We start from the raw sequence: 24875 nt of genomic DNA, 5'->3' as shown, positions 1-24875 counted from the left end.
CGCCATGCAGTTCGTCGTGTGCGGTGAAGCACTGATCGACCTGGCCCCCGTCGACGGCGCCGGCGACTCGACCTTCCGCAGCAGCTGGGAGGCGCTGTCGGCCGGTGGGCCGATGAACACCGCCGTCGCGCTGGCCCGGCTCGAGGAGGACGTGCAGTTCCTCGGCCGGCTCTCCTCCGACCGCTTCGGCCACCAGCTCCGCGGACACCTGGGCGAGAACCGCGTGGGGCTGGACCGCGCGGTGGTGGTCGACGAGCCGACCTCGGTGGCCGTGGTGACGCTGGACGAGCAGGGCAAGGCCAGCTACGCCTTCCACTTCGCCGGCACCGCCAACTTCGAGTGGCGGGCCGAGGAGCTGCCCGAGCTGTCGGCGGAGCAGTGGTTCCACTTCGGCTCCCTGCTCACCGTCGTCGAGCCCGGCGCCTCCGTGGTGCTGGACTGGCTGCGCCGCTGCCCGGCCCGGCTGTCCTTCGACGTCAACGTCCGCCCGGCCGTGATCGCCGACCCCGTGCGCTACTGGCAGGCGGTGGAGCCGTGGCTGGCCGCGGTCGGTGCCCGTCGGGGTGTGGTCAAGGGCAGCGACGACGACGTCTCCTTCCTGGCCCGGGCCGACCCGGACGGCCCTCAGGACCCGGTCGAGGCCGCCGCGGGCTGGGTCCGCCGCTTCGGGCTGGCGGTGTTCGTGCTCACGCTCGGACCCGAGGGCGCGGCGGCCGTGCTGCCCGACGGCACCGTGCTCCGGGTGCCGGGGCAGCAGGTGCAGGTGGAGGACACCGTCGGAGCCGGCGACACCTTCATGGCCGGCTTCCTGGCCGCCCACGCCGCCGCGCCCGACCCGGCCGACCACGACGGTCTCCGGGCCGCCCTCGAGCAGGGGGTGGCGGCCTCCGCCGTGGTCTGCGGCCGGCAGGGGGCGCAGCCGCCGACGCTGGCCGAGGTGCGCCGCCAGCTGCAGCAGCACGGCTGACCCGCCGCACCCGGGGGAGCGTGACCCCCCGGCGGCTGGGTAGGGGAGCAGCATGGCTGAGAACTCGATCGGTATCGACGTGCAGGCGGTGAAGACCGCCGAGCAGGCGGAGAACGGGCTGGCCCTGGTCACCGGCGCCTCCAGCGGGATCGGGCTGGGACTGGCGCGGCACTTCGTCCAGAACGGCTTCGACGTGGTCGTGGTGGCCGAGGACCCGGCGCTCGAGGCCGCGGCCGACGCGCTGCGGGTGTCGGGCCGCCAGGTGACCGCCGTCCACGCCGACCTGTCCCGTCCCGAGGGGGTGGAGGAGCTGTGGGCCCGGCTCGCCGAGGGCGGACGTCCGCTCGCCGCCGCCGCGCTCAACGCCGGGGTGGCCGTCGGCGGCACGTTCGCCGACACCCCGCTGGAGCGCCACCTGGAGGTCGTCGACCTCAACGTGCGCTCCACGGTGCACCTGGCCAAGCTCGTCGTCGACCAGATGGTCGCCACCGGCTCGGGCAGGATCCTCATCACCTCCTCGATCGCCGCCACCGCGCCCGGGCCCTACCACGCCACCTACGCCGCCTCGAAGGCGTTCGCGCACTCCTTCGCCGAGGCCATCCGCCACGAGCTGAAGGACACCGGGGTCACCGTCACCTCGCTGATGCCCGGTCCCACCGACACCCAGTTCTTCGACCGGGCCGACATGACCGACACCGCGATCGCCCAGGGTCCCAAGGACGACCCGCAGGAGGTGGCCGAGGCCGGGTTCGAGGCGCTGATGGCGGGCAAGCCGCACGTGGTCCCCGGTCTGCGCAACCGGGTGATGTCGGAGGCGGCCACCCACCTGCCCGACCGGCTGGCCACCCCCGGCATGGGCATGCAGACCAAGCCGCGGGGAGACGACCCCGCGGAGTGACGCCAGACCAGGCGGGCGCTCCCCGGCGCCCGGCCCGCTGCGGGCCGGGCGCCCGGACGCACCTGATCACGCGGGCGGGCGCGGGGACGGTGGGATAGACTCGCCCCGTGCGCAGCCAGCAGCTCCGGCTTCCCTAGCCGCCGGGTCCCCGAGACCCAGGCGGCCACCCCTCGTGCCACCGGCACCGTGCGAGGGGCTTTTTTGTGCCCGGAACGATCCCGGCAGCGCAGCACGAGACGAGGAGAACTGACGTGAGTGAGCAGACCGAGACCCGTACTCGGCGCAGCTACGACGCGCGGGCCGCGCAGGAGCGGTGGCAGGCCTACTGGGCCGAGCACGACACCTTCACCCCGCTCGACGACGGCAGCCGCGAGCGTCGCTACGTGCTCGACATGTTCCCCTACCCCTCCGGCGACCTGCACATGGGTCACGCCGAGGCGTTCGTGATGGGCGACGTGGTGGCGCGCCGGCTGAAGCTGCAGGGCTACGACGTGATGCACCCCATCGGCTGGGACTCCTTCGGGCTGCCGGCCGAGAACGCCGCCATCCAGCGCAACTCCCACCCGGCCGACTGGACCTACGCCAACATCGAGACCCAGGCCCGCTCCTTCCGCCGCTACGGGCTGAGCCTGGACTGGTCGCGCCGGCTGCACACCTCCGACCCCGAGTACTACCGCTGGACGCAGTGGCTGTTCCTGCGCTTCCGCGAGCGGGGGCTGGCCTACCGCAAGGACAGCTTCGTCAACTGGTGCCCCCAGGACCAGACGGTGCTGGCCAACGAGCAGGTGGTCGCCGGGCTGTGCGAGCGCTGCGGGGCGACCGTCACCAAGCGCCGGCTGAACCAGTGGTACTTCAAGATCACCGACTACGCCGACCGGCTGCTGGACGACATGTCCTCCCTGGAGGGCGGCTGGCCCGACCGCGTGCTCACCATGCAGCGCAACTGGATCGGCCGCTCCGAGGGCGCCTACGTCGACTTCGAGATCGAGGGTCCCGACGGCGGCCGCCGGGCCGAGCCGGTGCGGGTCTTCACCACCCGTCCCGACACCCTCTACGGCGCCACCTTCTTCGTGGTGGCCCCGGAGTCGGAGCTGGCCGCGGAGCTGGTCACCGACGAGCAGCGCGAGGAGCTGGCTGCCTACGTCGAGCGGACCAACCAGGCCAGCGAGATCGAGCGGCAGTCCACCGAGCGGCCCAAGACGGGGGTCTTCCTGGGCGTCCACGCGGTGAACCCGGTCAACGGCGAGCGGCTGCCGGTGTGGGCGGCCGACTACGTGCTGGCCGACTACGGCACCGGTGCGGTGATGGCCGTGCCCGCCCACGACCAGCGCGACCTGGACTTCGCGCGCACCTTCGGCCTGCCGGTGCGGGTCGTGGTCGACACCGGTGCGGAGGACCCGGCCGAGACGGGCGTCGCGACCGCCGGCGACGGCCGCTACGTCAACTCCCCGGCGCTGGAGGGGCTCAGCGACAAGGCGAGCGGCATCCGGACCATCGTCGAGCGGCTGGAGGCCGAGCAGCGCGGCGAGGGCGCCATCACCTACCGGCTGCGGGACTGGCTGCTGAGCCGCCAGCGGTTCTGGGGCTGCCCGATCCCCGTCGTGCACTGCCCGGACTGCGGTGAGGTGCCGGTGCCCGACGACCAGCTGCCGGTGCGGCTGCCCGACCTGCGCGGTGCCGACCTGGCCCCCAAGGGCACCAGCCCGCTGGCCGCGGCCACCGACTGGGTGCAGGTCGACTGCCCCTCCTGCGGCGGGCCCGCCAGCCGCGACACCGACACCATGGACACCTTCGTGGACTCGTCGTGGTACTTCTTCCGCTACTGCTCGCCCGGGTTCACCGACGGTCCCTTCGACCCCGAGGCCGTGCGGCGCTGGATGCCGGTCGCGCAGTACGTCGGCGGCGTCGAGCACGCCATCCTGCACCTGCTGTACATGCGCTTCTTCACCAAGGTGCTGCACGACATGGGGCTGGTCGACTTCGAGGAGCCGATGCGCCGGCTGCTGAACCAGGGCCAGGTCATCAACCAGGGCAAGGCGATGAGCAAGTCGCTGGGCAACGGGGTCGACCTCGGCGCCCAGATCGACGAGTTCGGGGTGGACGCCATCCGCACCACCGTGGTCTTCGCCGGCCCGCCCGAGGACGACATCGACTGGGCCGACGTGTCCCCGGCCGGTTCGCTGAAGTTCCTGCAGCGGGCGTTCCGGCTGGCCGACGACGTGGCCAGCGAGCCCGGCGCCGACCCGGCCGCCGGTGACCAGGCGCTGCGCCGGACCACCCACAAGACGGTGGCCGAGGTGACGATGCTGCTGGAGAGCCAGCGGTTCAACGTCGCGGTGGCCCGGATCATGGAGCTGGTCAACGCCACCCGCAAGGCCATCGACACCGGGGCCGGCGCGGCCGACCCGGCGGTGCGCGAGGCCGCCGAGGCGATCACGGTCATGCTGAGCCCGGTCGCCCCCTACGTCACCGAGGAGATGTGGGAGCTGCTGGGGCACGAGCCGTCGGTGGCCGAGGCCCGCTGGCCGGTGGCGGACCCGTCGCTGCTGGTGGCGGAGTCGGTCACCTGCGTGGTGCAGATCAAGGGCAAGGTCCGCGCCCGGCTGGAGGTCGCCCCCGACGTCACCGAGGAGGAGCTGCGCGAGCTGGCGCTCGCCGACCCCGGGGTGCAGCGGGCGCTGGCCGGCGCCGAGGTGCGTACCGTCATCGTCCGGGCGCCCAAGCTGGTCAGCATCGTGCCGGCCTGAGCACCCCGCCCACCCACCCCACACCGACGACAGGCACGGGCATGCGCATCGCGATGATCTCCCTGCACACCTCACCGGCCGACCTGCCGGGCGAGGGGGACGCCGGCGGCATGAACGTGGTCGAGCGCCAGCAGGCCGACGCCCTGGCGGCGCTGGGTCACGAGGTGCTCTTCCTCACCCGGCGCACCGACCCGGCGCTGCCCGAGGTCGGCGAGCTGGGCCCGGGGGTGACGCTGCGCCAGGTCGAGGCCGGGCCGGCCCGGGTGGTGGCCAAGAGCGCGGTCTCCGACCACGTCGAGGCCTTCGCCGAGCAGCTCGAGCGGCTGGCCGAGCCGGTCGACGTGGTGCACTCCCAGCACTGGATGTCGGGGGTGGCCGGGATCGGCTGGGCCCGCCGGCTCGGGGTCCCGCACGTGCAGAGCTTCCACTCCCTGGCCGTCCCGGTCGGGCGCGAGCTGCACGAGGGGGAGCCGGCCGAGACCGAGGGCCGGGTGGCCGGCGAGCGGATGCTGGCCCAGGAGTCCGACCTGGTGGTGGCCATCAGCCGGGCCGAGTGCACCACGGTGCTGGAGCGCTGCGGCGCCCGCCCGGAGCGGGTCGTCGTGGTGCCGCCGGGGGTCGACCTGCAGCTGTTCAGCCCGCCGGCGGGTCGTCCTGCCGACGTCGAGCCGCCCCGCGGGCGCGGTCACGGCTACGTGGTCTTCGCCGCCCGGCTGCAGCCCCTCAAGGCCCCGGACCTGGCGATCGCCGCGGTGGCGGGCATGCCGGCGGAGATCCGGCCGCACCTGGTGATGGTCGGCGGGGTGTCGCCCGACTTCGCCCGCTACCGCAGCGAGGTCGAGCAGCTGGTCGAGCAGCTGGGGCTGACCGACTGGGTCACCTTCTCCGGGCCGCAGGACCGCCAGCAGCTGGCCCAGCTGCTCCGCGGCGCCGGTGCCCTGCTGGTGCCCTCCTGGTCGGAGACCTTCGGGCTGGTGGCGCTGGAGGCCGCGGCCAGCGGCACCCCGGTGGTGGCCTACGACGCCGGCGGCCTCCGCGAGGCCGTGGTGGACGGGGTCACCGGGGTGCTGGTGGACAGCCGGGAGCCTTCCGACTGGTCCGCCGCGCTGGCCCGGGTGACGGCACCCGGCACCCGCGAGACGATGAGCGCCGCCGCCCGCGCGCACGCCGAGCGGTTCACCCCGGAGCTGGCCGGTGAGCGGCTGCTCCGCTGCTACCAGGAGCTGCTGCGATGAGCCTGCTGGACGTCCCCGGGCCCGTGCTGCTGGTCCACGCCCACCCCGACGACGAGACGCTCGCCACCGGCGCACTGATCGCCCACCTGACCGCGCGCGGCACGGAGGTCGCGGTGCTGACCGCCACCCGCGGCGAGATGGGGGAGGTGGTGCCGGGCTCGCTGCCCGCCGACATCGGACCCGACCAGCTCGACGCCGCCCGCGAGGCCGAGCTCGCCGGGGCGCTGGCGGAGCTGGGGGTGCAGCACGCCGCGTTCCTGGGGACGCCGCCGGCCCGCGTCCCGGGGCTGCCGCCGCGGCGCTACCGCGACTCCGGGATGCGGTGGGTGACCCCCATCCGGGCCGGCGCCGCCCTGGAGTCCGACCACCGCTCGCTGACCGCCGCGGCCCTGGACGACGTGGTGGCCGACCTGTGCGCCTGGGTCGAGGTGCTGCGCCCCTCGCTGCTGATCGGCTACGACGTCGACGGCAGCTACGGCCACCCCGACCACGTCCGCTGCCACCACGCCACCGCGGCCGCCGCGCGGCGCTGCGGACTGCCGGCGCTGGAGGTGGTCTCGGGCGAGCAGGCCGACGACGCCGAGTGGCTCGAGCTGGCCGAGCAGCTGCCGGTCGTGCTCGCCGCCCTGCGCCACCACGCCAGCCAGGTGACGGTGCGCACCCGGCCCGACGGGCGCCCGGAGGTGGAGCACGTCGGCGGCCAGCGGCAGGACGTGCTGCTGCGCACCGGGCTGCGCCGGATGGTGTGAGCCCGGCGGCTACCGCTAGTCGGTGGTGGTGGGGGCCAGCACGGCCCGCAGCCCCAGGTGGTCGGTGCCCGGCACCCAGAAGGTCGACAGCTCCACGCCGGTGAGCCCCGGCCCGGTCAGCACGTGGTCGATCCCGATCACCGGCGGGAACCGGCGGTCCGCGGGCCACGTCCGCACCCACCCCGCACCCGCGGAGTGCGCCACGTCGGTGAAACCGGCCTGCCGCCAGGCCTGCATCACCACGTGCTGGTCGACCGCGTTGAGGTCGCCGGCGACGACCACCGGTCCCCGTCCCACCCCGGTGGCCAGCTCCAGCAGCTGGCGGTGCTCCCGCTCCCAGATCCCGGTGCCCGCCAGCGGGTTGATCGGGTGGGCGGCCAGCAGGTGGACCGGGCCGATGCCGGGCACGTCGAGGCGGACGAGCCGCTGCTGGAAGCTGAGGTCGAGCACCTCCACCGTCTCCACCGGGTGCCGGGAGAGCACCAGCGTCCCGGAGTAGCCGTCCTGCGCCGCGCCCCCGCGGTGCGGGAAGTCCGTCCCCACGTCGGTGGCCAGGACGGCCTCCAGCGCGTCCGGGAGGACCTCCACCAGGACCAGGACGTCGGCGCCCGCCGCCGCCCGGGCGATCGACTCCGGGTCGGCCTGACCGGACAGCATGTTGAGCGAGACCACGGTGAGACGGTGCTCCCCGACGGGCTGCGGGCCGGCCAGCAGCGGCGGCACCGCCGGCGCCACCGGCGGCACGACCAGCGCCAGGGACAGCAGCAGCCCCGCGCCGGCGAGCCGCCGCGGGCGTCCGAGCACCACCAGCACCAGCAGCAGGACGGCGGCCGCGACCGCGCACACCGCCCCCAGCGGGGCGAACGAGGCGGCCAGGGCCAGCGGTCCGGTCCGCTGCAGCGCCGGCCAGGCCGACAGCACGGCCGCGCCGGCACCCGCCGCCAGCAGCGGCAGGCACACCAGCCACACCATCACCCGCACAGCGGTCGGCAGCCCCCGTCGTCGACTCACGCGACCAGTGAAGCCGATCCGGACAAGGGCCCGTCCACAGCCGACCAGCAGCGCCCGGCGTCGTCCACAGCCCGGCGGCGCCGGCGTGCGGGCGGGCCGGTGCTCCGCCACGGTGCCGGCATGGGGAGCACGCCAGCACCGTCGGCCCGCAGCGAGTACGTCCAGGCCCGGCTGGACGCCATCCTGGCCCGCGCCGGCACCCCACCACCGCCCGTCGAGGCGGTCGAGCAGTCGCCGACCGTGCTCGCCGCCCGCCGCCGGGCGGGTGCGCCGCTGCTGGAGCAGGGGCTGGGCGAGCCCCGCCGCAGGCACTCCGACGAACCCCGCCGCAGGGAGCCCGATGAACCCCGCCGCAGGCAGCCCGACGAACCCCGCCGCAGGCAGCCCGACGAGGGCGGGCTGGTGGGCGCTGCCGCGGCGCCGGCGGCACCGGATCGGGCGGTGACCCTGCGGGTGCCGCAGCTGAGCCGACGCCACCTGGGGGTGCTGGCCGCGGTGCTGGCGCTGGCGGTGGCCTTCAGCGCCTTCCTGCTGCTCCGGGCGCGGGCGGACTCCCAGCCGGTGGCGCTGGCCGCGTCCGCCACGGCGGTGGTCCCGACGCCGGCGGCGCCGGCCGGTCCGGGCAGCGCCACGCCCACGGGCAGCCCCGAGCCCGTGCTGCTGGTGCACGTGCTGGGAGCCGTCGCCGAGCCGGGGGTGGTCGAGCTGCCGGCCGGCTCGCGGGTGGTCGACGCGCTGGAGGCCGCCGGCGGGCTGACCGAGCAGGCGAGGCCGGGCGAGCTCAACCTGGCCCAGGTGCTCACCGACGGCCAGCAGGTGCTCGTCTCCGACGACGACGCGGCCTCCACGGTGCGCGGCGCGGACGGCGCAGCCGGTGGCCCGGCGGCGCCGGGCGGAGAGCCCGCCGGGCCGGCGAGCCAGCTCGACCTCAACACGGCGACCCTGGCCCAGCTGGAGGAGCTGCCCGGGGTCGGCCCCGTCACGGCGCAGAAGATCCTGGACCGGCGCGCGGAGGGGCGCTTCACCCGGGTCGAGGAGCTGCAGGAGGTGCCCGGCATCGGCCCCAAGACCTACGCCGAGGTCGCCCCGCACGTGCGGGTCTGAGCCGGACCGGCGCCGCTCGACCGCGGCCGTGGGGCGGCGCTGTACCGATACGGTGGGGGCAGCGTTGGGCGACGAAGGAGAGATGCGTGTCCGCAGGGGCCAGGTCAGAGCTGCACACCGACCGTGAGATCCGCCAGCAGCCGGCGATGTGGCGGCAGGTGGCCGCCGACGTGGCGGGGCGGCGGCAGGAGCTCGACGAGTTCCTGCGTCCCTGGCTGGAGCGGCCCGGCGCCCGCATCGTGCTGACCGGAGCCGGCACCAGCGCCTACGCCGGCGAGGTCGTCGCGGCCCACCTGTCGGCCCGGACCGGGCGGCGGGTGGAGGCGGTCGCCACCACCGACCTGGTCGCCGACCCCCGCCACGAGCTGCTGCCCGACGTGCCGACCCTGCTGGTGTCGTTCGCCCGCTCGGGGCAGAGCCCCGAGAGCCTCGCCGCCACCCAGCTGGCCGACCAGGTCCTCACCGAGGTGGGTCACCTGGTGCTGACCTGCAACCCCGACGGCCAGCTGGCCGCCGACCACGGCGGACGTCCCGGCTCCCTGGTGCTGCTGATGCCGGAGGGCAGCAACGACCAGTCCTTCGCGATGACCTCCAGCTTCACCTCCATGACCCTGGCCACCCTGCTGGCCTTCGGGGTGGCCCAGCCCGACCACGTCGAGCCGCTGGCGGCCGCCGCCGAGGACCTGCTGGCCCGCGAGGCCGAGGTCGAGGCGCTGGCCGCGCTCGCGCCCGGGCGGGTGGTGTACCTCGGCAGCGGCGCCCTGCACGGCCTCGCCCGCGAGTCCGCCCTCAAGCTGCTCGAGCTGACCGCCGGCCGGGTCGTGGCCTGGTCGGAGTCCTCGCTGGGGTTCCGGCACGGTCCCAAGGCCGTGCTGACCCCGGCCACCCTGGCGGTCGTCTACCTGTCCAACGACCCCTACACCCGCCGCTACGACCTGGACATCGTCACCGAGCTGGTGGGCAACCTCGGCCCGGAGCGGGTGGTCGCCGTCGACGCCGCCGACGGCGCCGCCCCGGCGCCCGGGAGCGGCAGGGTCGTCGGGCTGCGGGGCACCGCGACGCTGCCGGACCCGGTGTGGGGGCTGGCGGGCGTGCTGGTCGCCCAGCTCGTCGGGCAGGCGTCCTCGCTGGCCCTCGGGCTCGTCCCGGACAACCCCTTCCCGACCGGCGAGGTGAACCGGGTGGTGCAGGGCGTGACCATCCACCCGCTCGACTGAGGGTGCCGGCTCCGATGGGCGGACGGCTCTACCTCGGGGTCGACGGCGGCGGCACCAAGACGGCCCTCTGCCTGGTCGACGACCACGGCCGGCTGCTGGCCGAGCACCGGGCGCCCAGCGTCTACTACTTCAACGCCGGTCTGGAGCTGGTCGGCGCGGTGCTCGTCCCCGCCGTGACCGAGGTCTGCCGGCGGGCCGGCGTCACGCCCGACGACGTCACCGCCGCCTTCGTCGGCCTGCCCGGCTACGGGGAGGCCAGCGCCGACCTGCCTGCCCTGGACGCCGCACCGGCGGCCGCCCTCGGCCATGACCGCTACGTCTGCGGGAACGACATGGTGTGCGGCTGGGCCGGGTCCCTCGGCGGCCGGGACGGCATCAACGTGGTGAGCGGCACCGGATCGGTGGCCTACGGCGAGCGGGACGGCCGTTCGGTGCGGGTCGGCGGGTGGAGCGAGCTGTTCTCCGACGAGGGCTCGGCCTACTGGATCGCGGTGCGGGGGCTGCAGCTGTTCACCCGGATGAGCGACGGCCGGCTGCCCCCGGGGCCGCTGCTGGAGGTCCTCCGGGACCACCTGGGCCTGGCCGGCGACCTCGACCTGGTCGACCTGGTGGTCAACCGCTGGGGCGGCGACCGCGCCACCGTCGCCGCGCTGTGCCCCCGGGTGGTGGAGGCCGCCGGTGCCGGCGACGAGGCGGCCGCCGCCGTGCTGGAGGAGGCCGCGGCCGAGCTGGCCACCCTGGCGGCGGTCACCCGGCGCCGGCTGGGCTTCGCCGAGCAGGAGACCGTGGCCGTGTCCTGGTCCGGCGGTGTCTTCGGCGCCGCACCGGTCCGCGAGGGGTTCCGCCGGGCCGTGCTGGCCGAGCACCCGGCCACCGTGCTGGTCACCCCGCTGCTGAGCCCGGTGCTGGGCGCGGCGGTGCACGCGGCTCGGCTGGCCGGCACCCCGCTGGGTGAGGACGCCGTCGCCCGGCTGGCCGCCGCCGGCTGAACCCGCGGCTCGTCCACAGCTGCCAGCCCGACGGCGGGCCCGTCCACAGCCGCCGCCCACCGCCGCACCACGGACGCAGGCACTGCCCACCGTGGTGGTGTGGCTGGCGAGGACGGGGACCCGCACGACCTGCGGATGGTGCCGGTGGCAGCCGCCGCCTGGGCCGCGACCTGGCTGGCCACGTCAGAACGGCTGCCGGCCGCCGGGGCGGTGGTGCTGGCCGCGCTGCTGCTGGTCTGGTGCGCCCGCCGGCGCCGGTCGGCGCTGCTGCAGGCGGTGGCGCTCGTGCTGCTCGGCGCCACCGTCGTGGGGCTGGTCCGGCTGCACGGGGTGCGTGGCGGGCCGGTCGCCGAGCTCGCCTCGGCGCAGGCGGCGGTGTCGGCCGAGGTCGTCACCACCTCCGACGTGCAGCGCTCGACCACGCCCGGCCAGCAGCTGGCGTGGGTGCGGGGTGAGCTCCGGCTGCTGCACGGCCGCGGTCAGCGGCACCAGACCCGGCTGCCGGTGGTGGTGCTGGTGACGGGCACGGCGGTCGAGCGGTGGCGCCCGGTGGTGTCCGGCTCCCGGGTCCGCACCGAGGCCCGGCTGGCCGCCCCGGACCGCGGGTCCGAGGTGGCCGCGGTGGTCCGGGTCCGCGGCGCCCCCGAGCTGGTGGCCCCGCCTCCGGCCGGCCTGCGGCTGGTGGAGCGGGTGCGTGCCGGGCTGCGGGCCGCGGTCGCCCCGCGCAGCGACGAGCAGCGGGCCCTGGTGCCGGCGCTGGTGCTCGGCGACACCTCGCAGATGACCGAGGAGCTCGACCGGCGCTTCGCCGCCACCGGGCTGGTGCACCTGACGGCCGTGTCCGGGGCCAACCTGACCCTGCTGCTGGCCTTCCTGCTCAGTTCGGCCCGGGCGCTCGGGGTCCGCGGCTGGGCGCTGCGCGGGGTCGGGCTGGGGGCCGTGGTCGTCTTTGTCGCCCTCTGCCGCACCGAGCCGAGCGTGCTGCGGGCGGCGGCCATGGGCCTGGTGGCGCTGGCCGCGCTGGGTGTCGGCGGGCGGGGGGAGCGGCGCGGGCTGCGCCACCTCGCGGTGGCGGTGACGGTGCTGCTGCTGCTCGACCCGTGGCTGTCGCGCTCGGTGGGGATGGCGCTGTCGGTGCTGGCCTCGGCAGGCATCGTGTGGTGGGCGGGCCGGTGGGCCGAGGTGGCAGCCGGGTGGCTGCCGCGCTGGGTGGCCGAGTCGGTGGCGGTGCCGCTGGCGGCCCAGCTGGCCACCCAGCCGGTCTCGACGGCGATCTCGGGACAGGTGAGCCTCGCCGGCCTGCTGGCCAACACGGCCGCGGCGCCCTTCGTGGGCCCCGCCACCGTGCTGGGCTTCGCCGCCGCCGGGGCCTCCCTGCTCTGGTCGCCGCTGGCGGAGTTCGCCGCGCTGGGAGCGGCGCTGAGCGCGCAGGGGATCCTGCTCGTCTCCTCAGGCGGCGCCGCGCTGCCGGGCGCGCTGTGGTCCTGGCCGGTGAGCCCGGTCTCGCTGCTGGTGCTCGCCGTGGGCTGCCTGCTGGTGGCCCGTGCCGTGCCGCACCTGCTGTCGCGCTGGTGGGCGGGCCTGGGAGCGGCGGTGCTGCTGGTGGTCTCGCTGCTCCGGGCGCCGGTGCAGCCCGGGTGGCCGCCGCCGGACTGGTTCCTCGTCGCCTGCGACGTCGGCCAGGGCGACGCCCTGCTGCTGCGGGCGGACGAGCGGTCGGCCGTGGTGGTCGACACCGGCCCCGAGCCCGCCGCGGTGGACCGCTGCCTGGACTCGACCGGGGTGGCGGCGGTGCCGCTGCTCGTGCTCAGCCACTACCACGCCGACCACGTGGACGGGCTGCCCGGACTGCTCGCCGGGCGCGCGGTGGGCACGGTGCTGGTGCCGCCGGGCGGCTCGCCGCTGGAGCAGCACCGCCGCGTGCTCGACCAGCTCGCCGGCGCCGGCCTCCCGGCCACCGTGGCCGGGGTGGGCGGACGCTGGCGGGCCGGCGAGGTCGAGTGGCACACCCTGGGACCGGTCGGCCCGCCGGTGGCCACGACGGCCGCCGAGGGGGAGTCCCCGGCCGAGAACGACGCCAGCCTGGTCGGGGTGGCCACGGTCGCCGGGGTCCGGGTGCTGCTCACCGGCGACATCGGTCCCGGCGCGCAGCAGGCGCTGACCCGAGAGCACGGGCCGCTGCGGGTCGACGTCCTCAAGGTGGCCCACCACGGCTCCGCCGACCAGGACCCGGAGTTCCTGCGCGGCACCGGGGCGGTGGTGGCGCTGGCCAGCGCCGGCCGCGACAACTCCTACGGCCACCCCGCCGCCCGGACGGTCGCGCTGCTGGAGTCCGCCGGGCAGCGGGTGCTGCGCACCGACACCTCTGGCTCGCTGGCGCTGACCCGCGACGGCGACCGGATCCGGGTGACGAGCCAGCGGTGAGGGCACGGGGCGCACGCCCCGGTGTCGGTGGGGACTGGCATGCTGGGGCCGTGGCGGGAAGTCGAGCGGTCCTCGGTCGGGTGGTGCTGGTCAGCGGACCGGAGGCGCTGCTCGCCGACCGGGCGGTCAACGAGCTGCTCAACGCCGCCCGGGCCGAGGCGCCGGGGGCCGAGGAGCACGACGTCCAGGCCAGCCAGCTCGACGCCGGGCTGCTCGCCGAGCTCACCGGCGGCTCGCTGTTCGCCAGCGCCTCGGTGGTGGTGGTCCGCGACCTGGCCAACCTGCCCGCCGAGCTGGCGGAGCCGGTGCTGCAGCTCGCGACCGCCCCCGAGCCGGAGTCGGCGGTGGTGCTGGTGCACGGCGGCGGCGCCAAGGGCAAGGGGCTGCTCGACAAGCTGAAGAAGGCCGGCGTCGAGGTGGTCGACTGCCCGGCCCTGAAGGCGTGGGAGCTGCCGCAGTTCGTCGCCGGTGAGGTCCGCCGGCTGCGGGCGCGGATCGAGCCGCCGGCCGCGACCCTGCTGGTCGAGGCGGTCGGCCACGACCTGCGCTCGCTGGCCGCCGCGGTGCAGCAGCTGGTGGCTGACGCCGACGGTCCCGAGGTCACCGAGGCCCTGGTGCGCCGCTACTTCGGCGGCCGCGCCGAGGTGACCAGCTTCGCGGTGGCCGACGCGGCGCTGGCCGGCCGGGCCGACCAGGCCATGGAGCAGCTGCGCTGGGCGCTGAGCACCGGGGTGGCGCACGTGCTGGTCAGCAGCGCGCTGGCCTCCGGGCTACGCGGCCTGGGGCGGCTCCACAGCCTGCCGAGTACCGGCATGCGCGAGGCCGACATCGGCCGCGAGGTCGGGGTGCCGCCGTGGAAGATCAAGTCGATGCGCCAGCAGCTGCGCGGCTGGGACCAGGCGGGGTTGGCCCGGGCCATCGCCGTCGTCGCGCGGGCCGACGCGGACGTGAAGGGCGCCGCCGACGACCCGGACTACGCGCTGGAGAGCGCCGTGCTGGCCGTCACCCGCTGCCGCACCCGCTGAGCACCTGCCGGACGCGGCACCCGGAGACGACGACGAGCCCGACCACCAGGAGGTGATCGGGCTCGGTCAGCCGGACGTGCCGGCCGGGGTCAGCTGAGGCTGGCGGCCTTGGAGGCGATGGCCGACTTGCGGTTCGCCGCCTGGTTGCTGTGGATGACGCCCTTGGAGGCGGCCTTGTCCAGCTTGCGGCAGGCCACGCGCGCGGCCTCCTGCGCCTTCACGGTGTCGCCGGCCTCGACGGCCTCGCGGAATCGACGGATCGACGTCTTGAGGTTGGTCTTGACCGCCTTGTTGCGCAGCCGAGCCTTCTCGTTGGTCTTGATCCGCTTCATCTGGGACTTGATGTTCGCCACTGGCTGAGCCTCTGGTGTTCGATCGGGTCGGTCGGGTGGGCTCTCGGGACGACACGTCGTGCCGGGAGCGACAGTGAACTGTACCAACGCGGGCCCGCTGGACCAAACCGCGCACGTCCGCGCCCGGGCTCAGCCGGGCAGCGGCTGGAGCGCCCCGCCCACCCGGACCTGCCCGGCGTCCAGCCAGCGTGCCACGGCCGTCCGCACCCGGGCCACCGTGGCAGCGTCGGCCACCACCACGCCGACCTCCAGCACCCCGTCGGCGGCGGGAGCGCTCGACAGCACGCCGGGCTCGGTCTCGTGCAGGGCCTGCTGGGCGGCCAGCAGCTCCTCCTCGGTGGCCACCCCCGCCCGCTGCTGGACGCACAACCCGCCCGACCACACCCGCCGCAGCCGCTGGTGGGCCTCCTCGGCGTCGCCGGTCACCACGACGTTGACCAGGCTGACGCCGTCGGAGACCCACGACGACACGTAGCCGGGCAGCTCGCCGAGCTCGCGGTGCAGCCGCTCCTGGTCCGTCGGGTCGGCACCGGCGCCGGGGTCGCCCCCGCGGAAGGGGTCCTCGCAGAGCTGGGGGAAGGAGGGCTCCGTCGCCGGCGGCGGGGTCGCCCCCGGTGGCGGCTCGCTGCCCACCGGCCCGGTAAGGGTGAACGTCTCCCCGGCGAGGGTCCCCACCACGTACCCCTCGGTCCACCGCACCCCCGAGGCCTGCTGCAGGTCCGGCACCTGCTGCCAGTCCAGGCCGGCGACCGCCAGCCCGCTGCACTGCGGGGGGTAGGACTCGGCCACGGCGCCCAGGCACAGCTGCGGGCCGCCGTCCCCGGTCTCGATCAGCGTGCCGCGCCCCCACAGCACGGTCCCGGGGTCGGGCGGCGGGGGGAGCGGGGAGGGCTCGGCCCGCGGCGCCGGCGACGAGGCGCACCCGGCCAGCAGCAGCACCAGGCCGACGCCCAGCGCCAGCGCCCTCGCTCTGCGGGTCATGCCCCCAGTGTGCCCGACCGGGCTGCGCGGAGGGCCGGTGAATAGGGCTGGCGCGCCCTGGCCGGCCGGGGCACAGTGGACCCGCCCACCCACGACGACAGGAGCCACGATGACGAAGCAGCCGCAGGACGGCGGGAACGGCGCCGACGACGTCAAGGAGCGGATGCGGCAGGCGCTGCAGCGCAAGCGCGAGCAGTCCCACCCGAGCGCACCGCGGGCGGGCACGGGCGCGAGCGGCAACGAGAAGATGCACGGGATCGAGGGCCACATCCCCACCCAGATGCACCGGCGCAAGGCCGGCGGGGGCGGCGCCTGAGCGGCCGGACGCGGGGGAGCTGGGCGGACCGGTCCGCGGGGGAGTTGGGCGGACCGGCCGGCAGTGGGAAGATGGGCCGTCACGCCACCCGAGGAGCTGGAACGCCTTGAGCCCGACCCCACCGGCCGCCCACGCCGGGCCCGCGCCCGGGGCCACCGACCCCGCGCAGATCCGCAACTTCTGCATCATCGCCCACATCGACCACGGCAAGTCGACGCTGGCGGACCGGATGCTGCAGCTGACCGGTGTCGTCGACGAGCGGGCCGCGCGGGCGCAGTACCTGGACCGGATGGACATCGAGCGCGAGCGCGGCATCACGATCAAGTCCCAGGCCGTGCGCATGCCGTGGACCGCCGACCTCGGTGAGGGCGAGCAGGCCTACGTGCTCAACATGATCGACACCCCCGGCCACGTCGACTTCACCTACGAGGTGTCGCGGTCGCTGCAGGCCTGCGAGGGCGCGCTGCTGCTGGTCGACGCCGCGCAGGGCATCGAGGCCCAGACGCTGGCCAACCTGTACCTGGCGCTGGAGAACGACCTGCAGATCATCCCGGTGCTCAACAAGATCGACCTGCCCAGCGCCCAGCCGGAGAAGTACGCGGCCGAGCTGGCCGGCATCATCGGCTGCGACCCCTCCGACGTGCTCAAGGTCTCGGCCAAGACCGGCGTCGGGGTGCGCGAGCTGCTGGACGAGATCGTGCTCCAGGTCCCGGCGCCGCAGGGCCGCGCCGACGCCCCGGCGCGGGCGCTGATCTTCGACTCCGTCTACGACACCTACCGCGGCGTGGTCACCTACGTCCGGGTGGTCGACGGCGAGCTCAGCCACCGCGAGAAGGTGCTGATGATGTCGACCAGGGCCGCCCACGAGACCCTCGAGGTCGGGGTCATCAGCCCCGAGCCGGTGCGCACCGGCTCCCTCGGCGTCGGCGAGGTCGGCTACCTCATCACCGGCGTGAAGGACGTGCGCCAGTCCCGGGTGGGCGACACCGTCACCACCAGCGTGCGGCCGGCCACCGAGGCCCTCGGCGGCTACCGCCACCCCAACCCGATGGTCTACGCCGGGCTCTACCCGATCGACGGCGCCGACTTCCCCGAGCTCCGCGAGGCGCTGGACAAGCTGCTGCTCAACGACGCGGCGCTGACCTACGAGCCCGAGACCTCCGGCGCGCTCGGCTTCGGGTTCCGCGTCGGGTTCCTGGGGCTGCTGCACATGGAGATCGTCCGCGAGCGGCTGGAGCGGGAGTTCGGCCTCGACCTCATCTCCACCGCCCCCAACGTGGTCTACCGGGTGCGGATGGAGGACGGCCGCGAGCTCACGGTCACCAACCCGAGCGAGTACCCCACCGACGGCAAGATCGCCGAGGTCTACGAGCCGGTGGTCAGGGCCACCATCCTCAGCCCGGCCGAGTACATCGGCACCATCCTCGAGCTCTGCCAGGCCCGCCGCGGCGTGCAGACGGGGCTGGACTACCTCTCCGAGGACCGGGTCGAGATCCGCTACACCCTGCCGCTGGCCGAGATCGTCTTCGACTTCTTCGACGCCCTCAAGTCGCGCACCAAGGGCTACGCCAGCCTCGACTACGACGCCTCCGGCGAGGAGGCCGCCGACCTGGTCAAGGTCGACATCCTGCTGCACGGCGAGCCGGTGGACGCCTTCTCCGCCATCGTCCACCGCGACAAGGCCTACGCCTACGGGGTGATGATGGCCGGCAAGCTCAAGGAGCTGATCCCCCGCCAGCAGTTCGAGGTGCCGATCCAGGCCGCCATCGGCGCCCGGGTCATCGCCCGCGAGACCATCCGCGCGATCCGCAAGGACGTGCTGGCCAAGTGCTACGGCGGTGACATCACCCGCAAGCGCAAGCTGCTGGAGAAGCAGAAGGAGGGCAAGAAGCGGATGAAGATGGTCGGCCGCGTCGAGGTCCCCCAGGAGGCGTTCGTCGCCGCGCTGTCGACCACCGAGCCGGCCAAGGCGGAGAAGAAGTAGCCTCGCGCCATGACGCGACCACCGCAGGGGCCCCGGTGAGCGTGCGTCCGCAGGCCGAGGTGACGCCCTGGCAGGGCGGCCGGCTGGTCCGCTTCGGCCCGCCGCAGGTGCTGTTCGGCCGCAGCTACGAGGACGAGCGGATCGAGCTGGCGGCGTTCGGGCCCCCCGGCCGGGTGTGCGTGATCGCCGCCTCCGGCGAGATCGCCGCCGCCGCGGCCGCGGCCGGGCACACCGTCACCGCCGTCGACGTCAACGCCCGCCAGCTCGCCTACGCCCGCGACCGGCTGGCCGGCGGGGAGTCGGTCCGGGGCTCGGCGGAGAGCCTGATGACCGCCGCCCGGTCGCTGCTGCGCCCGCTCTCGCCCGGCTGGCGGATGCGCCGGCTGTGGCCGGTGCTGCAGACCGCCGGCCCCGAGGAGGCCGCCGCCTACTGGGCCCGCCACCTCGACACCCGGGTGGTGCGCTGGCAGCTCGCCGGGGTGCTGCGGCCCGGGTCCTTCACCGTCCGGCTGCTGACCAAGGAATTCGCCCGGTTCATCCCGCGCCGCTTCGACGACATCCTGCGGGCCCGGATCGCCCGCGGGCTGGCCCGGCACGGGATGCGCGACAACCGCTTCGCCTGGCGGCTGCTGTCGGGGGAGGACCTGCCCGGCTGGAGCCCTGCCGCCGTGGACCCCGACGCCATCACCTGGCTGGCCGTGGACGTCGCCACCCACCTGGAGTCCGTGCCGGCGGGGCACTACGACGCCGTCGCGCTGTCCAACGTGCTCGACGGCGCCCCGCCGGAGTACGGCGCGCGGCTGCGGGTCGCGGTCCGCCGTGCGGTGCGGCCCGGCGGGGCGGTCGTGCTGCGCTCGCTGGCCGAGCCGGCGCCCGGCGACGAGGGGTTGGCCGCCGAGGACGCCGCCATGATCTGGGGGAGCGTCACCACCCGCTGGGGCGGCTGAACCCGTTCCCGGTGCCATCATCGGGGTAGGACGAGCGGACGGAGACCGCGGTGCGACCACTTCCGGGCCCCACCTGGCCGGTGCGCACGGCCGTCCGGCTGACCGGGGCCGCGCTGACCCGGCTGCAGCGCCGGCCGGTCGCCGTGGAGGCCCGCCTGGTGCACGCGCTCCAGCTGACCTGGGCGGTGCCACCGGGGCCGGCGCGCGCCCTGCTCCCGGCCGGGCTGGGGCTGGACACCCACCGCGGCACCGACGGGCGGGAGTGGGCGCTGCTGGCCGCCACCGTGGCCGAGGTCGAGGCGCTGCGCCCGCGCGGGACGCCGAGGAGCGCCGGGCGTCCCCGCCACGTCACGGTCGACTACCGGCTCTTCGCCACCCTCGCCGTCCGGCGCGGTCGCACCGTCCGGGGGATGCTCGCCCTGGCCGGCCAGTCCGACGACCCGCTGGCCGTGCTGGGGGCCAACCTGACCAGCCGGGGCGGGCGCCGACGCGTCGACGCCCGCGTCGAGCGAACCCCTCGGCGGCTGCGGATCTCCGTCGGCTCCGGCGACGGCAGCGCGGACCTGGAGGTCGTCGCCGACCTCGACGGCACCGCCCGACCCGGCACCGACGCGCTGCCGGAGCGCTCGGTGTTCGCCGGTCCCCGCACCGCGCGCCGCTTCGGGCCGCTGCCGCGCACCTTCCTCCCCGACCCCGCCGGCGTGGTGGTGGTCGAGGCCGCGCCGGACCTGCCGCCGCCCGCCGCGGTGGCGGTCGCGGTGCCCCGCGCCACGTTCCTCGAGCACGGACCGCTGGCCGGCGTGGAGCACCGGCTCAGCGCCGCCTTCCTCTCCGTCGACGTCGACCAGACCTGGGGGCCGGGCCGGCTGCACCTCCCGACCGGACCAGATCCATTGGAAACTTATATAGGTATGTGATACACCGGAGGGGTGACCGCGCCCGACGACCCGCTGCTGGAGCTCGCCACCACGCTGGACCGGCTCACCTCCTGGATCCGGCGCCACAGCGCGCCCAGCCCGCTCAGCATGACCGCCCGCACCACCCTCAGCCGGCTCGACGAGCAGGGACCCACCCCGCTGGGTGAGCTGGCCACCCAGGAGGGGATCAGCCAGCCGGCGATGACCGGCCTGGTGAACCGGCTGGAGGGTCTCGGCCTCACCGCGCGCGAGCCCGACCCGGACGACCGGCGGGTCTCCCGCATCCTGCTCACCGACGCCGGCCGCGCGCTGATCGCCGAGCGCCGGAGCCAGCGCGCCCGCACCCTGGCCGAGCACCTGCAGCGGCTCAGCCCCGCCGACCAGCAGGCGCTGGTCGCCGCCCTGCCCGCGCTGCACCACCTCACCCAGGACGTCTCCTGACCACCCGAGCCCGGAAGGACCACCCCGTGCCGCACCCCGCACCCGCCCACCCCGCTCCGGCCAGCCCCTTCCGGCAGCCGCGGGCCGTCTGGGCGGTCGCCTTCGCCTGCGTCGTCTCCTTCATGGGGATCGGCCTGGTCGACCCGATCCTGCCGGCGCTGGCCGAGCAGCTCGAGGCCACCAAGGCCCAGGTGTCGCTGCTGTTCACCAGCTACCTGGTGGTGACCGCGGTCGCCATGCTGGTCACCGGCTGGGTCTCCAGCCGGCTGGGCGCCAAGCGGACGCTGGTGCTCGGGCTGGCCCTCGTCGTCGTCTTCGCCCTGGCCGCCGGCTCCTCCTCCACCATCGGGCAGATCGTCGGGTTCCGCGCCGGCTGGGGGCTGGGCAACGCCTTGTTCATCGCCACCTCGCTGGCCGTCATCGTGGCCTCCTCCTCGGGCGGCTTCGCCGGCGCGATCGTCCTCTACGAGACCGCCCTCGGGGTGGGCATCGCCGCCGGCCCGCTGGTCGGCGGCCTGCTGGGCGACCTCAGCTGGCGCGGGCCCTTCATCGGGGTCTCGGTGCTGATGACCGTCGCGCTGGTGGCCACCCTGGTGCTGCTGCCGCCCACCCCCCGTCCCGAGCACCCCAGCTCGCTCGGCGCGCCGCTGGCCGCGCTGCGGCACCGCGGGCTGGCCACCATGGGCGTCACCGGGCTGCTCTACAACTGGGGCTTCTTCACCCTGCTGGCCCACTCGCCGTTCCTGATGCACCTCGACGCCGTCCGGCTGGGCCTGGTGTTCTTCGGCTGGGGTCTGCTGGTGGCGCTGTTCTCGGTGTTCGTGGCCCCGCGGCTGCAGCGGGCCTTCGGCACCTCACGCACCCTCCTGGTCAACTTCGCGCTGCTGGCCCTCGACCTCGCGGTGATCGGCTTCGGCGTCGACTCCCCGGCGGTCGTGGTCGTCGCCGTCGTGGTGGCAGGTGCCTTCATCGGCATCAACAACACGCTGGTGACGCAGGCGGTGATGATGGTCGCGCCCGTGGAGCGTCCGGTGGCCTCGGCCACCTACGGCTTCGTCCGCTTCCTCGGCGGCGGGCTGGCGCCCTTCGCCGCCGGTCTGCTGGCCGAGGCCCACGGCGACGACGTGGCCTTCTGGGTCGGTGCCGGCGCGGTGCTGCTCGCCCTGGTCGTCTTCGCCACCGGGCGCCGGCTGGTCGACGCCGCCGACGCCCGGATGGCGCAGGCGCACGAGCCGGTGGACGCCGGCACCGAGGCCGTGCAGGGGATGGAGTCGCTGCAGGGCGGCGGCGAGATCGCCGCCCCGCAGCCCCCGGAGGGCCGGCTCAGCCGTTGATCGCCTCGTTCGCGGCGGCCTGGGCCTCGGCCAGCGCCTCGTCCACCGGGGTGCGGCCGAGGAACATCTCGTCGAAGAAGGGCTTCCAGGCCGTCAGCGCCGCTCCGTAGTTCTGCCCGGTCGGCGCCGAGATCGACGGCAGCTGGCCCTGCTCGGCGAACTGGCCGGGGTCGACGTCCTGCTCGGCCCAGTAGTCGCTGAAGGCCTGCTGGGCACCGGTCACCGCCGGCAGCGCGGCGCCCTCGGCGCCGATGTAGGAGGCGCCCTCGGCCGACCCCAGCCACTGCAGCACCCGGGTGGTGGCCTCGCGGTCCGCCGTGGCGGCGTTGCCGGCCACCACGATGTTGTTGACGACCGACACCCGCCCGGCCGGACCGGCCGGGATGGGCACGATGCCCCACTCGAAGTCGGCGCCGTCGGCGACGTTCTTGAGGTTGTAGATCCCGGACTGGAACAGGGCGATCTTGCCCTGCAGGAACTGGTCGCGGGTGAAGTCGCCGTTGTCGTTGGTGTTCGACGCCGCCGGCGCCACCCGGTGGGTGTTGATCAGGTCGACGACGTAGCCGAAGGCGTCGCGGCCCTCGGGGGAGTCGAAGACGAAGGTGCCGTCGGGCTGCTGGAAGGCACCTCCGGCCGAGCCGACGAAGTTGTAGTAGATGCCCTGCAGGTCCTGGGCGGCGGAGTAGCCCCAGGTGCCGGGCTTCGTGCCGTCGAAGCCGCTCTCGTCGCCGCGGCGTCCCGAGGCGTCCTCGGTCAGCTGCTGCAGCACGGGCAGGAAGGTGTCGCCGGACCCGCCGCCGGGGACCCAGGTCAGGTCGGTGAGGTCCTGCGGCGTCAGCCCGGCGGCCTCCACCAGCTCGGCGTTGTAGTAGATCGCGATGCCGCCGTCGGTCAGCTGCGGGACGCCCCACAGCACCCCGTCGCGGGTGTACTGCTCCACCGCGGGCTGGATCCACTCCCCGCGCTGGGCGTCGAAGTCGGCGCCGATCTCCATCAGGTTGCCGTTGTCGATGTAGGGCTGGATGTAGGAGCCGTTGACCCAGAACAGGTCCTCGGCGTTTCCCCCGGCCACGTCGGTGCGCAGCTTGGTGAAGTAGTCGGCGTAGGCCACCAGCGTGGTCTCCACCCGGATGTCGGGGTTCTTCGCGGTGAAGGCGTCGAAGCTGGCCCGGTAGGCCTTCTCGACCTGCTCGTCCCACAGCCGCACGGTGACGGTGCGGGTGGTGCCGCTGGCGCCCCCCGTCGGCGCCTCCTGCTGGGCCGCGGGGGAGCACCCGGCGACGGTGGCCGCCGCGCCCAGCCCCACGGCGGAGCCGAGGACGGTGCGGCGGGAGATCGCGGGTGCGGCGCTGCGAGCGGACATGGTTCCTCCTGGAGTGGGTCGGTCAGCGGAAGCCGGTGAGGGAGATGGAGCTGACGATGTGGCGCTGGAAGAGGGCGAAGACGACCAGCAGCGGGGCCATCGCCACGGTGGTGGCCGCCATCACGAGCGTCCAGTTGGCGTTGTACTGGCTCTGCAGGGCGGCGGTGGCCACCGTGATGGTCTGCCAGGTGGGCCCGGTGGTGATGATCAGCGGCCACATGAAGTTGTTCCAGTGGGTGACCACGGTGATGATCACCAGCGTGGCGATGATCGGCCGCGACAGCGGCACCACGATCAGCCACAGGATCCGCCAGGTGCCCGCGCCGTCGATGCGGGCGGCGTCGATGAGGTCGGCCGGGATGCCGCGGAAGTACTCCCGCAGCAGGAAGATCGCGTAGGGCGAGCCGAAGACGAAGGGCAGCACCAGCGCCCAGAAGGTGTTGCGGGCGTCCACCGCGGTGAACATCGTGTACAGCGGGATCACCGTGACGACCTGGGGCACCATCAGCGTGGCCAGGAACAGCCAGAACAGCGCGTCGCGGCCGCGGAAGCGCAGCCGGGCGAAGGCGAAGGCCGCCATGATCGAGAACACCAGCTGCCCGACCACCACCACCAGCACCACCTGGGCCGTCACCACCACGGGGGAGACGAAGCCGCCCTCGGCGAACAGCCGGGCGAAGTTCTCCCCGGTGACGGGGTCGGGCGGGGCCAGCGAGGACTCCGAGGCGAACTGCTGGGGGGTCTTGAAGGCGGTCATGAAGCTCAGCACGAACGGGCCCAGGGTCAGCACGGCCCCCACCAGCAGCACCAGGTAGGCGCCGGCGTCACCGAGCCGGCGACGCCGCTGCCCGGCCGCCCGCAGCGGCTCGGCGATCCCCGCCGGCCGGCGTCGCCCACGGGGGGTCGGGAGCTGCTCAGGAGAGGTCATAGGTCACCCGCCCCGCGAAGAAGCGCTGCTGCAGCAGCGTCACCACCACCAGCACGGCGAACAGCACCAGCGCCATCACCGACGCCCCGCCGAGGTTGAACCCGCCCTGGAAGGCCTCCAGGTAGATGCGGGTGGCGATCACGTCGGTGGCGCCCTGCGGCCCGCCGTTGGGGGTGAGGGCGTAGATCTGGTCGAAGGCCTGGAAGCTGGCGATCACCCCGGTCACCAGCACGAAGAACGTCGTCGGGCCGAGCAGCGGCAGCTTGATCCGCCAGAACGTCGACCAGGCGCCTGCCCCGTCCAGGGCGGCGGCCTCCAGCACCTGGGTGGGGATGCCGGCCAGCCCGGCCATGAAGAACAAGGTGGTGTAGCCGACCTGGGACCAGATGCTCACCGCCGCCACCACGGGCAGCGCCAGGTCGGGGTCGCTGAGCCACTCGACGTCGGTGCCGAGCAGGGCGTTCAGCGCCCCGCCGTAGGGGGAGAAGATCCACCGCCACACCACCCCGAGGGCCAGCGGGGCGCAGATCCAGGGCACCACGTAGACCACCCGGAAGAACCAGGAGCCGGGCAGCCCGCGGGAGAGCAGCAGCGCCATCGCCAGCCCGAGCGCGGTCTGCAGCGGGATCACCATCAGCACGAACAGCACCGTGACCAGCAGCGAGTGACCCAGCCGGCCGTCGGTGAGCACCTCGACCCAATTGTCCAGGCCGACGAAGCGGATCGGGCTGAGCAGGTCCCAGCGGCTCAGGCTGAGCCAGACCACCACCAGGATCGGCAGCACCAGGAAGGCCAGGATGCCGGCCAGGCTGGGGGCCAGCAGCGCCCACGCGGCCGGGGCGTCCCCGCGCAGCCGGCGACGGGGCCGTCCGCCCGCGCGCACGGCGGCGCTCGGGCGGGGGAGGGACGGCACGGTCACCCCAGTCACCCTAGTTGAAATTTCTA

At 74.9% G+C, this 24875-nt stretch carries 22 protein-coding genes and 1 pseudogene; 17 read left to right on the top strand and 6 right to left on the bottom strand.

Going from position 1 to position 24875, the window contains the following annotated elements; all coding sequences use genetic code 11:
- Positions 1-4: 4 nt before the first annotated feature.
- The 5 genes from GC722_RS16385 (at position 5) to GC722_RS16365 (ending at position 6596) form a co-directional block, all read left to right on the top strand.
- A complete protein-coding gene (locus GC722_RS16385) occupies positions 5-967 on the top strand; it encodes a carbohydrate kinase family protein (RefSeq protein ID WP_156611844.1) in 963 nt (320 codons plus the stop codon).
- 52 nt (positions 968-1019) lie between these two features.
- Positions 1020-1865 carry an SDR family NAD(P)-dependent oxidoreductase gene (locus GC722_RS16380; RefSeq protein ID WP_156611843.1) on the top strand — a complete coding sequence of 282 codons (846 nt, stop codon included), beginning with the start codon at positions 1020-1022 and terminating at the stop codon, positions 1863-1865.
- A gap of 251 nt (positions 1866-2116) precedes the next feature.
- A complete protein-coding gene (gene leuS / locus GC722_RS16375; protein WP_331714976.1) occupies positions 2117-4612 on the top strand; it encodes a leucine--tRNA ligase in 2496 nt (831 codons plus the stop codon).
- Positions 4613-4653: 41 nt separating this feature from the next.
- Positions 4654-5847 carry a glycosyltransferase gene (locus GC722_RS16370; protein ID WP_156611842.1) on the top strand — a complete coding sequence of 398 codons (1194 nt, stop codon included), beginning with the start codon at positions 4654-4656 and terminating at the stop codon, positions 5845-5847.
- Positions 5844-6596, top strand: a complete 753-nt coding sequence (locus GC722_RS16365; RefSeq protein WP_156611841.1) for a PIG-L family deacetylase — start codon at positions 5844-5846, stop codon at positions 6594-6596. Before GC722_RS16370 ends, GC722_RS16365 begins: the two co-directional genes overlap by 4 nt.
- A gap of 15 nt (positions 6597-6611) precedes the next feature.
- On the opposite strand, the gene GC722_RS19405 is transcribed toward GC722_RS16365, so the two are convergent.
- A complete protein-coding gene (locus GC722_RS19405) occupies positions 6612-7607 on the bottom strand; it encodes an endonuclease/exonuclease/phosphatase family protein (RefSeq protein WP_156611840.1) in 996 nt (331 codons plus the stop codon).
- A gap of 120 nt (positions 7608-7727) precedes the next feature.
- Between GC722_RS19405 and GC722_RS19045 the strand changes: the two genes are divergently transcribed.
- The 6 genes and pseudogenes from GC722_RS19045 to holA all read left to right on the top strand — a co-directional run bounded on the left by GC722_RS19045 (position 7728) and on the right by holA (position 14366).
- Entirely contained in the window at positions 7728-8711 is a 984-nt protein-coding gene (locus GC722_RS19045) for a helix-hairpin-helix domain-containing protein (RefSeq protein WP_156611839.1), read from the top strand.
- A gap of 86 nt (positions 8712-8797) precedes the next feature.
- Positions 8798-9928 (top strand): SIS domain-containing protein, encoded by a 1131-nt coding sequence (locus tag GC722_RS16350; RefSeq protein ID WP_197430224.1) that lies wholly within the window; start codon positions 8798-8800, stop codon positions 9926-9928.
- 2 nt (positions 9929-9930) lie between these two features.
- Positions 9931-10917 carry an N-acetylglucosamine kinase gene (locus tag GC722_RS16345; RefSeq protein ID WP_197430223.1) on the top strand — a complete coding sequence of 329 codons (987 nt, stop codon included), beginning with the start codon at positions 9931-9933 and terminating at the stop codon, positions 10915-10917.
- A gap of 135 nt (positions 10918-11052) precedes the next feature.
- Positions 11053-12447: pseudogene (locus GC722_RS19525) on the top strand (ComEC/Rec2 family competence protein); the annotation flags it as partial.
- Complete coding sequence (locus GC722_RS19520) at positions 12430-13341, top strand: ComEC/Rec2 family competence protein (protein WP_408609326.1); 912 nt, start codon at positions 12430-12432, stop codon at positions 13339-13341. The pseudogene GC722_RS19525 and the gene GC722_RS19520, both read left to right, overlap by 18 nt.
- A 50-nt stretch (positions 13342-13391) precedes the next feature.
- The gene (gene holA / locus GC722_RS16335; protein ID WP_331714975.1) at positions 13392-14366 is read left to right on the top strand and encodes a DNA polymerase III subunit delta; all 975 of its coding nucleotides are present in this window, start codon (positions 13392-13394) and stop codon (positions 14364-14366) included.
- Positions 14367-14455: 89 nt separating this feature from the next.
- Here the strand turns inward: holA and rpsT are convergent, their stop codons facing one another.
- Together rpsT and GC722_RS16325 are read right to left on the bottom strand one after the other, a co-directional pair.
- Positions 14456-14719, bottom strand: a complete 264-nt coding sequence (gene rpsT, locus GC722_RS16330) for a 30S ribosomal protein S20 (protein ID WP_331714974.1) — start codon at positions 14717-14719, stop codon at positions 14456-14458.
- A gap of 129 nt (positions 14720-14848) precedes the next feature.
- Positions 14849-15700: a hypothetical protein gene (locus GC722_RS16325; RefSeq protein ID WP_156611837.1), complete on the bottom strand. Its 852-nt coding sequence runs from the start codon at positions 15698-15700 to the stop codon at positions 14849-14851.
- Between the two features lie 109 nt (positions 15701-15809).
- Here GC722_RS16325 and GC722_RS16320 point away from each other — a divergent pair, with 109 nt between their 5' ends.
- The 6 genes from GC722_RS16320 (at position 15810) to GC722_RS16295 (ending at position 21639) form a co-directional block, all read left to right on the top strand.
- Complete coding sequence (locus GC722_RS16320) at positions 15810-16016, top strand: DUF5302 family protein (protein WP_156611835.1); 207 nt, start codon at positions 15810-15812, stop codon at positions 16014-16016.
- A gap of 106 nt (positions 16017-16122) precedes the next feature.
- Positions 16123-18000, top strand: a complete 1878-nt coding sequence (gene lepA, locus GC722_RS16315) for a translation elongation factor 4 (RefSeq protein WP_156611833.1) — start codon at positions 16123-16125, stop codon at positions 17998-18000.
- Between the two features lie 35 nt (positions 18001-18035).
- On the top strand, positions 18036-18947 hold the full coding sequence (locus tag GC722_RS16310; protein WP_156611831.1) for a DUF3419 domain-containing protein: 912 nt from the start codon (positions 18036-18038) through the stop codon (positions 18945-18947).
- 50 nt (positions 18948-18997) lie between these two features.
- Positions 18998-19864, top strand: a complete 867-nt coding sequence (locus tag GC722_RS16305; RefSeq protein ID WP_156611828.1) for a DUF2071 domain-containing protein — start codon at positions 18998-19000, stop codon at positions 19862-19864.
- Positions 19865-19876: 12 nt separating this feature from the next.
- Positions 19877-20305, top strand: coding sequence for a MarR family winged helix-turn-helix transcriptional regulator (locus tag GC722_RS16300; protein WP_197430222.1), 429 nt, complete (start codon positions 19877-19879; stop codon positions 20303-20305).
- A 26-nt stretch (positions 20306-20331) separates the two neighbouring features.
- A complete protein-coding gene (locus GC722_RS16295; RefSeq protein ID WP_331714973.1) occupies positions 20332-21639 on the top strand; it encodes an MFS transporter in 1308 nt (435 codons plus the stop codon).
- Here the strand turns inward: GC722_RS16295 and GC722_RS16290 are convergent.
- The 3 genes from GC722_RS16290 to GC722_RS16280 are packed head-to-tail and all read right to left on the bottom strand — an operon-like array spanning position 21629 to position 24849.
- A complete protein-coding gene (locus GC722_RS16290; RefSeq protein WP_156611826.1) occupies positions 21629-23002 on the bottom strand; it encodes an ABC transporter substrate-binding protein in 1374 nt (457 codons plus the stop codon). The genes GC722_RS16295 and GC722_RS16290 overlap by 11 nt on opposite strands.
- Before the next feature lie 22 nt (positions 23003-23024).
- Positions 23025-23930, bottom strand: coding sequence for a carbohydrate ABC transporter permease (locus GC722_RS16285; RefSeq protein ID WP_156611824.1), 906 nt, complete (start codon positions 23928-23930; stop codon positions 23025-23027).
- Positions 23917-24849 (bottom strand): carbohydrate ABC transporter permease, encoded by a 933-nt coding sequence (locus tag GC722_RS16280; RefSeq protein WP_331714972.1) that lies wholly within the window; start codon positions 24847-24849, stop codon positions 23917-23919. The genes GC722_RS16285 and GC722_RS16280 overlap by 14 nt, the downstream gene beginning before the upstream one ends.
- Between the last annotated feature and the right edge of the window lie 26 nt (positions 24850-24875).

Source organism: Auraticoccus cholistanensis (assembly GCF_009742705.1).
In the GTDB taxonomy this organism is placed as follows: Bacteria; Actinomycetota; Actinomycetes; order Propionibacteriales; family Propionibacteriaceae; genus Auraticoccus; species Auraticoccus cholistanensis.
This window is presented reverse-complemented; position numbering and strand designations above follow the sequence as displayed.

Coding starts and splice junctions, on each gene's coding strand:
- GC722_RS16385 (WP_156611844.1), top strand. CDS start 5: ATGCAGTTCGTCGTGTGCGGTGAAGCACTGATCGACCTGGCCCCCGTC.
- GC722_RS16380 (WP_156611843.1), top strand. CDS start 1,020: ATGGCTGAGAACTCGATCGGTATCGACGTGCAGGCGGTGAAGACCGCC.
- GC722_RS16370 (WP_156611842.1), top strand. CDS start 4,654: ATGCGCATCGCGATGATCTCCCTGCACACCTCACCGGCCGACCTGCCG.
- GC722_RS16365 (WP_156611841.1), top strand. CDS start 5,844: ATGAGCCTGCTGGACGTCCCCGGGCCCGTGCTGCTGGTCCACGCCCAC.
- GC722_RS19045 (WP_156611839.1), top strand. CDS start 7,728: ATGGGGAGCACGCCAGCACCGTCGGCCCGCAGCGAGTACGTCCAGGCC.
- GC722_RS16325 (WP_156611837.1), bottom strand. CDS start 15,700: ATGACCCGCAGAGCGAGGGCGCTGGCGCTGGGCGTCGGCCTGGTGCTG.
- GC722_RS16320 (WP_156611835.1), top strand. CDS start 15,810: ATGACGAAGCAGCCGCAGGACGGCGGGAACGGCGCCGACGACGTCAAG.
- GC722_RS16290 (WP_156611826.1), bottom strand. CDS start 23,002: ATGTCCGCTCGCAGCGCCGCACCCGCGATCTCCCGCCGCACCGTCCTC.
- GC722_RS16285 (WP_156611824.1), bottom strand. CDS start 23,930: ATGACCTCTCCTGAGCAGCTCCCGACCCCCCGTGGGCGACGCCGGCCG.